Genomic DNA, 12,680 nt, shown 5'->3' with positions numbered 1-12,680 from the left:
GACCCGCACCTCAGGCGAAAACTTGTTCGTCGTCTTGCTCGTCATGGCTCCACCTTCTCAGGAGTTGGAGCCTCCGACAAACCCGGCGCGGTTCACCTCCTGCAACTGGTGGCGCTTGGACAAGGCCTGACGCTGACAACCGTTTCCCTATCATCTCATGCAGCGGTCACCTGCCGTCCCATCACAGGACAGGGATTGCCGCTTCGTGCCGTCTGGTCACGCTCAAATCCCAACCCGGCTCTGACGCGGTTTCTGTCCGTCGCGCGCGAACTGAGGAGATCCCCGAGCCACCGATGCGCCGTCCGGACGTGATCTCAACTTATTCGGTTGTCGTGTCACTTGATCCGGCTCGCGCCCGCGGCGCGCCTTCGCTTGGGCTGTGGCGCCATCTCGTTCACCATGCCGTCCGGCTCGACAAGCGCCACATGGCTCACGCTCAAGGCCAGCGCGATCTCGTACAGTGTGATGATCGTCGGATTTTTGAGGCCGCGCTCAACGTCGGACAGATATTGCTGGCTGAACCCCGAACGCATGGCAAGCTCCTCCTGAGTCAGCCTCTGAGCCTGACGCAGGCGCGCGAGATTGCGGCCAACCAGCTTGCGCATGTCCATGGCGCAAGCGGTCGCGGATTCCCGCGATCAAGTTTATCAACTATAATATGTAAAGATTAATCCGCCTTGCGCGCTGGCGTGCTGAAACGAACGCCGGCCCCGCCGCCATTCTCAGGAATGAACTCGATGCCGGCGGCTTCCATCGCCTTCTTGAGCACGTCAATCGTCTGAGCTTTCAACTGATCGCCGCGCTCAAATCGCGTCACGGTTTGAGTGGAGACCTGAGCTGCTCCAGCAAGGTCCCGAACTCCCCATCCCAAAGCCGCCCGGGCCATTTTGCATTGTGCAGCATTCATCAAATTCACGACATTGTAGTGATTATGTTTGCCCCAGAATTCCGCTGAAGCTATCCTTCTGCTTCTCGGGCGGTCGAACGCGTGTTTGCACCACGCGTTCGACCTGACCACAACCCAAGCTGTCTGGAGCTCGGATCATGGCTGATTCTGAGATTAGCACGACTCTGTCTCGACCTTCCCGCAGGACCGTACTCGCCGCGGCTATGCTGGCCTCGGGCGGTGCCTTGGCTGCGTCGGACACGCGCCATCCCGGCGCCGATCCCGCGGGGGATCCGGCGCTTGCCGCGTGGCGGGAATGGCATATGGCTTTCAGAAGGGCGACCGCCCTTTGCCGTAAGCAGCAGAGGCTGGAAACGAGGCTGCAGAAGACCGTCGGCATACCGAACGTCCTGATCGAAGCACCATGTCTGCCGCAAGGGGTATGGGTCGGCTCTTTGCGCGCCTTTGACGAGCTGGCGACGGCCCATCCCGCTCTTGCCCATCAGCGCGACAGGATCGCCCATGAGCTGGGGCGCCAGAAGGTCCGATGGGACACTGTCGACCGAATGATCGGCTATTCCGTCGCACTGCAGGAAGAATCCAACGCCACCGACCAACAGGAACGGTTGGCGCAGGCTCTATGGTCGACACAAGCGGTTACGCCGTTTGGGGTCGCCGCAAAGCCCGACGCCATAATCCGGCTCGGCGAAACGCACGACGACAGCGTGGAATTCCCGTGGCCACAACTGCGTGTTCTGAAGGCGGAGCTTCACGCCCTTTCGGCTGCCCCCGCCCATGTCACGGTGTCTGGCACCGGTGACATCGCTTCCCGTGCCTCTGTCAGCGCTCCCAGTTGAACGCTCGCAAGCGTGGATCCGCCGCGAAGGCTTCGCGCCCGAAGCCGATCCGCATATCGGGAAATTCGCAGATCGCCTGCACGCCCGACGCGCTCAGCCGGATACGCCAAGTCTGGCGCTCCACTGGCTTGGATTGGGCAAAGCCCCGGCAGGCCAGGATCGCCACATTGGTGCCGCCCGCGCCGTCGCGCACGGAGGAATAGCGGATGAGGTCGATGGTCGCCGCACGCGCCGTCTCGGCGAGCGCCTGCGTCGCGGCATAGTCGGTCAGGCTCGTCCACCTGTCACGATCGCAGTCGAGCGGCGGCACGGTCAGGTCAAGCGCCCGCTCGGTCGCGACCTCGGCGGCGAAGGCCGTGTAGTCACCGGCATTGGATGGCCAGGGCGTTCCCGGCGACTCGGCGAAGAATAGCAGCCGGTAAAACGCCATCTCGGCGACCGCCGTGCGCGGCGCCTCGGCCGCGTAATAGACGCCCGCGGTGCGGCCGGCACGGCGAAAACGCGATCCATGGGGATAAGGGGCGTCGTAGCGGAACGGCGTCGCCAGGAGATAATCGAGTTGCCGGCACTCCGGTGGGACGGCTGGCTTGGTGACCTCGAGCAGATCTTCCAGGAGCGCCTGCTCCTCCAGCGTATCGACGAGCTTGAGGGTCGACACACGGTGCTGGGCCTCCACCAGCCGCCAGCAGCGTCCCCGATAGGTCCGCGCTTCAGACGACAGCGCGTCGTGTGTCCAGATAGGCGATGGCATGGGTGAGCCCTGATACGGTCTGGATGCTCTCGATCGGCCTGCCGCCGAGCGCACTGTTCTCCTGCCGCAGCCAGGCGCGCGCCACTGTCTCGTCGCCGCCGACGATCGCATCGAGTGACCGGAACAGGCGGACGAACAGTAAAGCGAGTTCGAACGGCTTGGTCCCGCGATCCAGCGAGAAAGTACCACGTTTCATCCGCGAGACGGTCGGTTCAGACAGGCCGATGACGCTGCCCAGCGTCCTGGCTGAGACGCCCAGATGATCGGCCGCGCGCAGCGCCGCCTTGGCAACGACCGCCCCTTCCAATGCCAGGCTATTCCTAAGAGCCGCGTCTCGCATCGAAGTCTCCTATCCGCTGACAAGATAGGAGCGATTTCTTTCTCTGGAAAGGGAGACGGATGAAATACGCGAGACACACCTCTTCTCTGCGGCTCACTCAGCCGCGCTCATCGCGCAGACGGTCCGCCAGTAAGGTGAGCGCCCCAGCATCGCCTTCCAGCGCCGTGAAAGCATACGGGTTCAGGAATTGTCGGCCCCAGAGCAGGTTGCGATCGACCTCGCTGAGCTTCGCCTCGGCGCACACAAGCGGCCAGTGCGTGCCGATGCAGCGGAGCTGATCGCGTACAAGAGCGATGGCCGTCTCACGCGAGAGATGGAAGTAATGCGCGGCATCCAGGCAGGAGGCGATCCGGCTCAGTCGATTGTTCCCGCTGATGAGCATCGCCTGGGTAGCCTCCTGGCCCGACCTTCCTTGCGGGCATATGTCGTAGGCCGGCGTCAGCGTGAGACTCTCGCCGTCCCAGAAGGCGGCATGGTTGCGCGCATGATCGTCCGTGTTGCCGCACAGAATATTGAACACGATCCGGGCAAACAACTCACGCAGCGTGGCCCCAGGCGCCGTGAAGCGATGGCGGATGGTCGCCGCCAGGTCCTGATAGCTGGCATAGCGCGCCATCATTTCATCGAGCCCCAGAATGGTCAGCGCCGAAACCATCGCCTTGCGCTGCCACCCATCTTCGGCCCGGACGCGATCGAAACGTTCGATGAGCAGCACGTCCTTTCCGGCGGCGTGGGTCAGGGAAACGGATGCCGCCGTGATGCCGCACAGCGCGGCCAGGCGCATCGCCACATACTCACTCTTCACCAGACTGTAGAGATCGGAGGAGGAGGAGAATTTCGCGATGCGCTTCGTATCCCCGTCTTCCAGCAGGGCCTTCGGTCGTGCGCCGCCGATCGAGCTGCCGTGATGCAGGGCCTGATCGAGCTCGACCGAAAGCGCGAGCCCCTTCTCGACACGCTCGGCGGACTGGAGCAGTTCGTCCAGCGTTGCGCTCGCCGCCTGACGCGGCGTGTGGAGACTGGCAGAACTCTGGAAATCGAGTGCACCGATACGGTCAGAGCCTGATTCGAGCAAATAGGCGAGTTCCGACAGATCGCGCTCCGCGACGTCATCGACCTTCGCCCCGAACAGGCGGTTCACGATGACACGCCGGCCCCAGGCGTCGGGAGCCCCATCGCGGATGCACCCCGCCAGCGTCAGGCCGGCCGGGGGCGGCAACTCGCCGGCACGCAGCGGTAGCTCCGGTAGATAGAGCGGAATGGCGTCGCGCCGCTCGCGATAGCTGCGGCCATAGGTGAAGGTGATGAGGCCGTCTTGCGCCTGCAGGCGGCCGGCCACGACAGGAGCACGCGCACCCGGCAACCAGATCCAGACAAAGGCCTGCTCATAGTGCGGAAGGCTAGAAGTCATCATCCGCCTGCGTTCCGGCCTTATAGATATGCTTGGGAAGGAGTGCGATGCGGTCGTCGGCACGCTCGGACAGGGCCATGACTCCCTTTTCGTCTTCATCAAAAAGCTTGATGCCGACAATGGCCGCGGCTTCAAGCATCAGGCCGAACTCGACCTTGGGATCTCCCTTTTCGATGCGTTGCAGCGTGCTGCGCGATACGCCGACACGCTCGGCAAGTTCCTGTGCCGTCAACTTGCGCCGCAAGCGTCCCAGCCGGATCATCTTGCCCAGCAACTCCATCGCCGCCAGCGCATAGCGAGAATAGGCTCGGGTCGTGGGAGACGGCATCTCAATGGCCTACGTGTGAGGCTTTCGATATAGATATGGATCATATATAGATCATTCTACTCGTCATGCAATGATCTGCCGCTGCGCTCTTCAGCGCGCGATGTGACGAGTCGGACGTCATGCCGCGTTTTCCGCGATGCCGGCACCTCATCACGTGATGCCGCTCCACGACCTGCCCCTCACCGGGTCGTTGCTCTAGGCTCTCGCTCCCCACGATGAAGAGCGACGCTCGCCATGACCCGAGCCTTCCTCGACGCACCGCCCGATGTGCCGACCGTCACCGACTATGATCGTAGTCATGCCGTGCTGTATCTGCGGCTGCTCGATGCCGAAGCGGCGGGCGCCGACTGGAAGGAAGTTGTCGCGCTGCTGTTCGGCCTGGATCCGCTCACCGCCCCGGAATACGCCTGGCGTGTCCACACGGCCCATCTGGCCCGGGCACGCTGGATGTCGGCAGAGGGATATCAGCAGCCCCTGCGTCGACCCGACAAGTGATCGGGTGATGCCGGCTGGGCATCAGGCCATGTCGTCGGCGTTTCTTCCGGAAGCTCCCTTCAAACGAGATCGTCAGGCGTATCGCGGCACGCTCGAGAGGGATCCGGATGGTCCTGCAATCGGCCTGGCAGTCATCAGAGACTTACACCTTTGTAGATACTCTCTCGCCTGCACAGCTCGCCTGGGAATGGCTTCGGCGCAACGAGGCGTATCGGCAAGACTTTGCCATACTCCGTGCGGCCGCCGGGGCCGAGGAGGAGACCCTCGCGGCGCTCATGCGAGCCCGCTGGGGTTTGCGATTTCCCGATCGACCCCACACGTGATGCCCGAGACGCTGCCGTTATCTGGGACTTGGCAACCGACCCCGGCCTGATCGCGCTTGTCGCGCCGTGCGACACTACCTGTGGCCCCCCGACCGCTGGTAATACGCCTCAGGGCACGGACGATCACCAGCATGCATCAGGTTGTGTGATCGTCGGCGCGGGCCGCGACGCGATCACCGTCCTACTGCCGAAGGGCCATCGCCTCGATCCATCCCTATGTGCTCTCGTGCTGATGGACGCACACCTACCTGATCGGATCGAAGCTCTGATGCGGCTGTCAGCCCATATGCGGACTACGTCCATGCCGCCGGATCGGAGGATCACGCTCCAGCAGCGCCGGCGCCTGCGCCACATGCTTCAGGCGGGGGACGCTCGGCGCGCGGGCGCGACCTATCGTGAGATCGCGACCAGCCTGTTCGGTGCCGTTCGTGTCGCGGCGGCGCCCTGGAAGACGTCCTCCCTGCGCGACACGGTCATCGCGCTGGTGGAGGATGCGCGCCTGATGGTCGAAGGCGATTACCGCAAGCTGTTGTATCGGCGCCGCCGCTGCACCTCGCCCCGATAGGGATGGGGAAGTTAGCTCTCAATCTTCCCCATCCCTCCCGACATTCTCCCTCCGCCACCGTGGTCACCGTCCGCCGCCGCACTCCGGCGGCTCCCGCCACGCCCACGGAGGCCCGCTCCATGCGACCCGATCTCGCCACCCTCCCGCCGCGCTACCTGCGCACCAAGGAAGCTGCCGAGTTTCTCAGCCTGTCGGCCCGCACGCTTGAGAAGCACCGCACCTATGGCACCGGTCCCGCCTATCGCAAGCTTGGCGGGCGCGTCGTCTATTCCATCGACGACCTGCAGGCCTGGACCGAACGCGGTGCGGTCACCTCGACCTCCGATCCGCGCGGCACCGTCCTGCCGGCCAAGCGCCATGCGCTTGCCGCCGGTTCGTTCGCCGGCCACGCCGCGCGCTGAACGCTCCACCCATGGCGGCGCGGCATCACAGCCTCTCGGAGCGCGGACAGCTAGATCTGTTCCGCGCCCTACCGGGGGACTTCGCACTACGCGATGCGCAGGATCTCATGGCCTATCCCTTCTTTTCCCTCTCCAAGACGCCGCGCGTCGCGCCGATCGATTTCCGGACCGGCAGCATCGCCATCCGGGTCGAGGCCGTGCCCGACCACGGCATGGCGACGATCTGGGACGCCGACATTCTCATCTGGGCCGCCAGCCAGATCGTCGAGGCGCGCGACGCGGGGCTGCGCACCTCGCGCCTGATGGCAGCGACGCCCTATGAAATCCTCACCTTTGTCGGGCGCGGCACCTCCCTGCGCGACTATCAGCGCCTCAAGGCCGCGCTCGACCGTCTCCAGTCGACGACAGTCTCGACCACCATCCGCCAGCCGGCGGAGGGACGCCGGCACCGCTTCTCCTGGATCAATGAATGGCAGGAGCGCACCGACCGCAACGGCCGGCCCGACGGCGTCGACCTCATCCTGCCGGACTGGTTCTACCGCGCCGTGCTCGACGACGCGCTCGTGCTCACCATCGACCGGGCCTATTTCGGGCTGACGGGCGGGCTGGAGCGCTGGCTCTACCGTCTGGTGCGCAAGCACGGCGGGCGACAACAGGACGGGTGGCGGTTCGATTTCCGGCACCTGCACCAGAAGTCGGGCAGCCTGTCACCGTTCAAGCGCTTCGCTTTTGAACTCAGGGACCTGATCCGGCGCCAGCCGCTTCCCGGCTACGTGCTGTTCGTTGAGGTGGAGGTCAGCGGCCGGCTGCTGCTGGCCTTCGAGCCTGCAGCGCCCTGTGGACAGCCTGTGGATAGCCTCGTGCTATCGGGAACCCGGACTATCGTGCCATCGGGAACCGGCGCCTCGTGCTATCAGGAACCCAAACAGCTCTTAACCCACTGTTCTGCATCAGGAAATCGCGCCCTTAACTTAGAGTCTAACCCAGAATCTAACTTTAAGAGGCGCGGGAGCGCTTTTGCGAGCGCCGTCGATCAACCCCGACTGGGGGCGAAGTGGCCGGGAAAGACGCCGCCTGACAGCGTCTCACAGACGCCCCCTCGCTCGAGGGGGCATCGATGATCATCGCGCTCCTCAACCAGAAAGGCGGGGTCGGCAAGACGACGCTGGCGCTGCATCTCGCCGGGCAATGGGCTCGGCAGGGACAGCGGATCACGCTGATCGACGCCGATCCGCAGGGCTCGAGCCTCGACTGGTCGCAGCAACGCAGCCGCGAGGGCCTGCCACGGCTGTTCGGTGTCGTCGGCCTCGCCCGCGACACGCTGCACCGGGAGGCCCCCGAGCTTGCACGTGACGCGGATCACATCGTCATCGATGGACCGCCCCGCGTCGCCGGGCTGATGCGCTCGGCCCTGCTCGCCGCCGACCTGGTGCTGATCCCGGTGCAGCCCTCGCCCTTCGATGGCTGGGCATCGGCCGAGATGCTGGCGCTGATCCGCGAGGCGCGGATCTACCGCCCGGCGCTGTTGGTCCGGTTCGTCCTGAACCGCTGCGGCGCGCGCACGGTTCTCGCCCGCGAGACGGCGCGGACGCTGGCCGACCACGATCCTCCGGTGCTCGCCAGCACCATCGGCCAGCGCATCGCCTTTGCGGCGGCCGCGCAATCCGGGCGTCTCGTCTTCGAGCGCGACGATGCCGGGCCAGCCACGCGCGAGATTGCTGCGCTGAGCGCCGAGATCAATGGTCTCGACCTCGGGAGGCAAGCGCGATGAGCGAGCGCCCGATCCGCCGCGACTTCGCCTCTCGGCCTGCCGATCCCGAGCACTGGATCAAGGCGGCCGATGTCGCGCTAGAGCACCGCCCCGGCGCCGTGTTCACCGCGCGCCTCACCATCGATGTGACGCCCGAACTGCGCGGCCGGATCAAGGTCGCCGCCTTCCGGCACGGCGTCACCGTCGCCGAGATGATGCGCGACCTCCTCGCGCGCGAATTCCCTCCCACATCAGGAGATCAGCCATGAGCGCGGCGTTTGCGCCCCGTGCGGCAAGCACGGCATCCCCGTCCAGTCCCCCGTCCGATACCCTGACCCATGTCGAGCTGACCCATATCGAGAAGCGCATCGAGAACTGGATCCGCTTCGGCCATCACGCACATGAGCAGCTTCTGGATCGCCGCCGGCGCATCCTGTCTTTCCCTCCCGGCAGCATCTTCGCCTTTGTCCGGTGGGCGTCGAACGACTTCGGCACCGTGGCCTCCTGCCTCGACATCGTGCGCTGCGTGGCGCCGGGCGAGAGCTACCAGACGCTGCCTTTCGTGCGGCCCGGCGGCGAGATCCTGCTGCGGGTGGATAGCTGGCCGAAGGTCGAGAAAATCCTGCAGCATATCGACGCCATCGAGGCGATCGGCATCGATGCGGCGACCGTCGCCCCTGATCACTGGGGCCATGTCGCGCACCGCATCAGTGTAGGATTCGAGCCGCGCGCCTATAGCGTGGAGCGCCATCAGGCGTGGCTGAAGCGGCGGGAGTGCGGACGATGAACCTCGCCGCCTATGTGCTGATGGCTGCGACCGCCAGCGTCGGCATGGCCTACGCCGCCACACTGCCGACGTCGCTCAAGCTGGTCTGGAACGTCTCGGCGAGCGTCCCTGTCGGGCTCTACTCGGTCGAGCCGGCTGATCATCTCGAGGTCACCGATCTGGTGGCGGTGATGCCACCGCCGCCGCTCGCCGTGTTCCTCATCGCACGGGGCTATATCGGCGAAGGCACACCGCTGCTGAAGCGCGTGATGGGGCTCCCGGGGCAGGTTGTCTGCCGCCTCAACGACGCCATCACCGTCGATGGCGTGCCGCTGGGTGAAGCCCTTCGGCGCGACAGCTTGGGCCGGGACCTGCCGGTCTGGCAGGAGTGCCGGCGTATCGCTCCCGGTCATCTGTTCCTGATGAACCCGGACGTCGGCGACAGTCTCGACGGACGGTATTTCGGGCCGATTTCAGACGGCACCGTCATCGGCCGTGCGATGCCACTCCTCACGGATGAAGCCGGCAACAGTGACTTCGTCTGGCGCGCGGCGGTGCGCTGACATGCGTCGCTCGGTGCTCTTCCTCGCATCCGGACTGTTGATCGGGGGCGCCTCGCCCGGCTCTGCCGCCGCGCAAACCATGTCGCAGACTGTGGCGTACGCCGTCACGTCCTACGCGGCCTTTATCGACGAAGCCGCGCAGCGCTTCGAGCTTCCGGCCAGCTGGATCCGTGCGGTGCTGCGAGCCGAGAGCGGCGGCGATCCGCGCGCCGTCTCGCATGCCGGTGCCATGGGGCTGATGCAGATCATGCCCGTGACCTGGGACGAGCTCCGCGTCCATCACGGTCTCGGCGCCGATGCGTTCGACCCGCGCGACAACATCCTCGCCGGCGCCGCCTATCTGCGCCAGCTCCATGACCGCTATGGCAGCATCCGCGCCATGCTCGCGGCCTATAATGCCGGGCCTGCGCGCTATGAGGCGTCGCTTGCGGGTGAGAGGCTGCCGCTGGAGACGCGCACTTACATCGCGGCTCTGGCGCCGATCATCGACAATCAGTCTGCGGCCGGTGCCACCGCATCGGTGCGTTCAATGGCGCAAAGCTGGCGCGAGGCGCCGCTGTTCGCCACGCCGCCCGCGCGCAGCAATCCCACAGATGCCGGGGTCCTCGCGCCGCGATCGGACGCGCTGTTCGTTGCAACTTTGCCATCGCGGAGGGCGCCATGACGAGGCGGAACCGCTTTCGCGTCCTGTCGGGCTCTGGCGCTTCATGGAGGGCTGGGAGGCGTAGGACAGGAACCACGCCCGCACGAGGGCAGGATAAAAGGGCGCACATTGCGCTGCGGTCGGGGTGTTGTTTCACCACGTGTTTTCTGCGCCTGCGTCACCTTGCAGAGCCGGGCCACAAGGTTTGCGCGTGCCGCAAATGGCACCGCATCAACGATTTTCCGCACATTGCGAGGCTTCGCCATGAGTGATGAGCGCGAGTTCCGCGTCCGTCCCGGCCGCATCCGCCCGGCCCGCGCCCAGCAGGCGCGTCCCTTCATCGCGCAGGCTATTGCCGCTGCTCGTAAGGCCGGCGGCGGGGTCTCTCGGTCGGGCAAGATCGTCTCCGGCAGTCGCTCCCGCTTCGGCAGCGGACAGGTCGCCAGCCTTCAGGCCAGCCGCCGGATCACGCCGCACTCGCGTGGCGCTGTGGTGAAGGCCCGCGTCGTCCGACACACGACCCGCGCGGGCTCCCTCAGTCAGCACCTCACCTATCTCCGCCGCGAGGGCGTGACCCGCGACGGTGAAAAGGCGCGGATGTTTGGTCCCGAGATCGAGAGCGTGGATGTCGACGCCTTCGCTGAGCGCTGCCGCGAGGACCGTCACCATTTCCGCTTCATCGTGTCGCCCGACGACGCCCTGGAGATGGAGGACCTGCGGGCCTTCACCCGTGACCTCGCCCGGCAGATGGAAAAGGACCTCGGCACCGGTCTCGACTGGGTCGCCGTCGATCACTGGAACACCGAGCATCCCCATGTGCACCTGATCGTCCGTGGCCGCCGCGACGATGACCAGGATCTCGTGATCTCCCGTGACTACATCAAGGAGGGCATGCGCGATCGCGCCTGTGACCTGATCACCCAGGAACTCGGCCCGCGCACCGAGCTCGATATCCGCCGGGGTTTGGAACGCCAGATCGAGGCCGAGCGCTGGACCGAGCTCGATCGGCAGCTCGTGCGCGAGACCCGCGAGAGCGGCATCATCGACATGGCGCCGGTTCCCGGCCGGAAGCCCGACGACTATCATGCGCTGAAGATCGGGCGTCTCAGGAAGCTGGAGGCGCTTGGCCTCGCCACCGAGATCGCCAACGCGCAATGGGTGGTGGAGCCGGAAGCCGAGGCTACATTGCGTGCCCTCGGCGAGCGCGGCAACATCATCAAGCGCATGCACCGCGCCCTCACCGACCGCGGGATCGAGCGTGGCACGGCAAGCTATGTCCTCGCCGCCGAGAGCCTCGACGTGCCGGTCATCGGCCGGCTGGTCGCGCGTGGTCTCGATGATGAACTCCACGGCTCCGCCCATGCCATCGTCGATGGCGTGGACGGGCGGTCCCATCACATCCGGCTGCCCGACCTCGACGCAGCCGGTGACGGCGCGCCTGGCTCCATCGTCGAGCTCCGGACTTTCGACGATGCGCACGGCAAGCGACGTGTGGCACTCGCAGTGCGCTCCGATCTGGATCTCGCCCACCAGGTCACGGCCACTGGCGCCACCTGGCTCGACCGGCAGGCCATCGCGCGTGACCCCGTTGCTCTGTCGGACGGCGGCTTCGGCGCGGAGGTGAGCCAGGCACTTGACCGACGCGCCGAGCATCTCATCCGCGAGGGGCTGGCCGAACGACAGGGACGGCGCGTCGTCTTCGCCCGCAATCTCATCGATACGCTCCGCCGCAGGGAACTGGAGGCCGTCGGCGAGAAGCTCGCCGCCGAGACCGGCCTACCGTTCAACAAGGCCGGTACCGGCGAGTATGTCGCCGGCACCTACCGCCAGCGCCTCAACCTCGCGTCCGGACGCGTTGCCATGCTCGACGACGGCCTCGGCTTCCAACTCGTGCCCTGGTCGCCCTCGCTGGAGCGCCAGCTCGGCATGCATGTCTCCGGCGTCGCCCGTGACGATGGTGGCGTCGACTGGAGTTTCGGTCGCAAGCGCGGCCTTGGCCTCTGACCTGAGAGAAGGATCATCACCATGTCGGCGACGAAAATCCTCTGGGGGCAGATCCTCACCGTGCTGCTCATCGTGCTCGCGGCTATCTGGGGCGCGACGCAATATGTGGCCTGGAGCCTCGGCTATCAGGCGCAGCTCGGCGCCCCGTGGTTCGAGTGGCTCAGGGTTCCGATCTACTATCCGCCGGCCTTCTTCTGGTGGTGGTACTTTTTCGATGCCTATGCGCCGGAGGTGTTCTTCCGCGGCGCGCTGATCGCCGCCTCCGGTGGCTTCCTCTCCGTCGCGTTCGCCATTGCCCTGTCGGTGTGGCGGGCGCGCGAGGCCTCTAGGGTCGAGACCTACGGTTCGGCGCGCTGGGCCGATAAGGAGGAGGTCCGCACCGCCGGGCTGCTCGGCACCGACGGCGTCGTCCTCGGCCGGTATGAACGGGACTATCTGCGCCACGACGGGCCCGAGCATGTGCTGTGCTTCGCGCCGACCCGGTCCGGCAAGGGTGTCGGGCTGGTCGTGCCCTCGCTACTGACCTGGCCGGGATCGGCCATCGTCCATGAAATCAAGGGCGAGAACTGGCAGCTCACCGCCGGCTTCCGCGCCCGG

Annotated in this window: 19 protein-coding genes; 13 read left to right on the top strand and 6 right to left on the bottom strand. The window is 65.9% G+C overall.

Annotated features, from left to right (window positions below):
* Positions 1–335: 335 nt before the first annotated feature.
* A complete protein-coding gene (locus tag FHS55_RS23095) occupies positions 336–611 on the bottom strand; it encodes a helix-turn-helix domain-containing protein (RefSeq protein ID WP_183192214.1) in 276 nt (91 codons plus the stop codon).
* 56 nt (positions 612–667) lie between these two features.
* On the bottom strand, positions 668–907 hold the full coding sequence (locus tag FHS55_RS23090) for a helix-turn-helix domain-containing protein (RefSeq protein ID WP_210287142.1): 240 nt from the start codon (positions 905–907) through the stop codon (positions 668–670).
* 137 nt (positions 908–1,044) lie between these two features.
* On the opposite strand from FHS55_RS23090, the gene FHS55_RS23085 reads away from it, so the two are divergent.
* A complete protein-coding gene (locus tag FHS55_RS23085) occupies positions 1,045–1,743 on the top strand; it encodes a hypothetical protein (RefSeq protein ID WP_183192213.1) in 699 nt (232 codons plus the stop codon).
* On the opposite strand, the gene FHS55_RS23080 is transcribed toward FHS55_RS23085, so the two are convergent.
* The 4 genes from FHS55_RS23080 to FHS55_RS23065 all read right to left on the bottom strand — a co-directional run bounded on the left by FHS55_RS23080 (position 1,727) and on the right by FHS55_RS23065 (position 4,573).
* On the bottom strand, positions 1,727–2,494 hold the full coding sequence (locus FHS55_RS23080; RefSeq protein ID WP_183192212.1) for an RES family NAD+ phosphorylase: 768 nt from the start codon (positions 2,492–2,494) through the stop codon (positions 1,727–1,729). The two genes, FHS55_RS23085 and FHS55_RS23080, sit on opposite strands and share 17 nt — an antisense overlap.
* Positions 2,454–2,834: an MbcA/ParS/Xre antitoxin family protein gene (locus FHS55_RS23075; protein ID WP_183192211.1), complete on the bottom strand. Its 381-nt coding sequence runs from the start codon at positions 2,832–2,834 to the stop codon at positions 2,454–2,456. Before FHS55_RS23075 ends, FHS55_RS23080 begins: the two co-directional genes overlap by 41 nt.
* Before the next feature lie 97 nt (positions 2,835–2,931).
* The gene (locus FHS55_RS23070) at positions 2,932–4,245 is read right to left on the bottom strand and encodes a type II toxin-antitoxin system HipA family toxin (RefSeq protein WP_183192216.1); all 1,314 of its coding nucleotides are present in this window, start codon (positions 4,243–4,245) and stop codon (positions 2,932–2,934) included.
* Positions 4,235–4,573: a helix-turn-helix transcriptional regulator gene (locus FHS55_RS23065; RefSeq protein ID WP_183192210.1), complete on the bottom strand. Its 339-nt coding sequence runs from the start codon at positions 4,571–4,573 to the stop codon at positions 4,235–4,237. Before FHS55_RS23065 ends, FHS55_RS23070 begins: the two co-directional genes overlap by 11 nt.
* 234 nt (positions 4,574–4,807) lie before the next feature.
* On the opposite strand from FHS55_RS23065, the gene FHS55_RS23060 reads away from it, so the two are divergent.
* The 12 genes from FHS55_RS23060 to FHS55_RS23010 form a co-directional block, all read left to right on the top strand.
* On the top strand, positions 4,808–5,068 hold the full coding sequence (locus FHS55_RS23060; RefSeq protein ID WP_183192209.1) for a DNA -binding domain-containing protein: 261 nt from the start codon (positions 4,808–4,810) through the stop codon (positions 5,066–5,068).
* Between the two features lie 107 nt (positions 5,069–5,175).
* Complete coding sequence (locus tag FHS55_RS23685; RefSeq protein WP_246340413.1) at positions 5,176–5,391, top strand: transcriptional regulator domain-containing protein; 216 nt, start codon at positions 5,176–5,178, stop codon at positions 5,389–5,391.
* Positions 5,392–5,419: 28 nt separating this feature from the next.
* Positions 5,420–5,956, top strand: coding sequence for a DUF2285 domain-containing protein (locus FHS55_RS23280; RefSeq protein WP_210287141.1), 537 nt, complete (start codon positions 5,420–5,422; stop codon positions 5,954–5,956).
* Positions 5,957–6,075: 119 nt separating this feature from the next.
* Positions 6,076–6,357 (top strand): helix-turn-helix transcriptional regulator, encoded by a 282-nt coding sequence (locus tag FHS55_RS23050; RefSeq protein ID WP_183192208.1) that lies wholly within the window; start codon positions 6,076–6,078, stop codon positions 6,355–6,357.
* An 11-nt stretch (positions 6,358–6,368) separates the two neighbouring features.
* The gene (locus FHS55_RS23045) at positions 6,369–7,478 is read left to right on the top strand and encodes a replication initiator protein A (RefSeq protein ID WP_183192207.1); all 1,110 of its coding nucleotides are present in this window, start codon (positions 6,369–6,371) and stop codon (positions 7,476–7,478) included.
* Positions 7,475–8,128: a ParA family partition ATPase gene (parA, locus tag FHS55_RS23040; protein ID WP_183192206.1), complete on the top strand. Its 654-nt coding sequence runs from the start codon at positions 7,475–7,477 to the stop codon at positions 8,126–8,128. The genes FHS55_RS23045 and parA overlap by 4 nt, the downstream gene beginning before the upstream one ends.
* Positions 8,125–8,376, top strand: coding sequence for a ribbon-helix-helix protein (locus tag FHS55_RS23035; protein WP_183192205.1), 252 nt, complete (start codon positions 8,125–8,127; stop codon positions 8,374–8,376). Before parA ends, FHS55_RS23035 begins: the two co-directional genes overlap by 4 nt.
* The gene (locus FHS55_RS23030; RefSeq protein ID WP_183192204.1) at positions 8,373–8,894 is read left to right on the top strand and encodes a DUF2840 domain-containing protein; all 522 of its coding nucleotides are present in this window, start codon (positions 8,373–8,375) and stop codon (positions 8,892–8,894) included. Before FHS55_RS23035 ends, FHS55_RS23030 begins: the two co-directional genes overlap by 4 nt.
* The gene (gene traF, locus FHS55_RS23025) at positions 8,891–9,436 is read left to right on the top strand and encodes a conjugative transfer signal peptidase TraF (RefSeq protein WP_183192203.1); all 546 of its coding nucleotides are present in this window, start codon (positions 8,891–8,893) and stop codon (positions 9,434–9,436) included. Before FHS55_RS23030 ends, traF begins: the two co-directional genes overlap by 4 nt.
* A gap of 1 nt (position 9,437) precedes the next feature.
* A complete protein-coding gene (locus tag FHS55_RS23020; protein WP_183192202.1) occupies positions 9,438–10,100 on the top strand; it encodes a lytic transglycosylase domain-containing protein in 663 nt (220 codons plus the stop codon).
* Positions 10,101–10,343: 243 nt separating this feature from the next.
* Complete coding sequence (locus FHS55_RS23015) at positions 10,344–12,083, top strand: relaxase/mobilization nuclease domain-containing protein (protein WP_183192201.1); 1,740 nt, start codon at positions 10,344–10,346, stop codon at positions 12,081–12,083.
* 21 nt (positions 12,084–12,104) lie between these two features.
* A partial coding sequence (locus FHS55_RS23010) for a type IV secretory system conjugative DNA transfer family protein (RefSeq protein WP_183192200.1) occupies positions 12,105–12,680 on the top strand: 576 nt, incomplete at its 3' end.

Origin of the sequence: Ancylobacter tetraedralis (assembly GCF_014195655.1) — a bacterium.
In the GTDB taxonomy this organism is placed as follows: domain Bacteria; phylum Pseudomonadota; class Alphaproteobacteria; order Rhizobiales; family Xanthobacteraceae; genus Ancylobacter; species Ancylobacter tetraedralis.
Note: the sequence above shows the minus strand (reverse complement) of the source record. Positions and strands in the feature narration are given on the sequence as shown.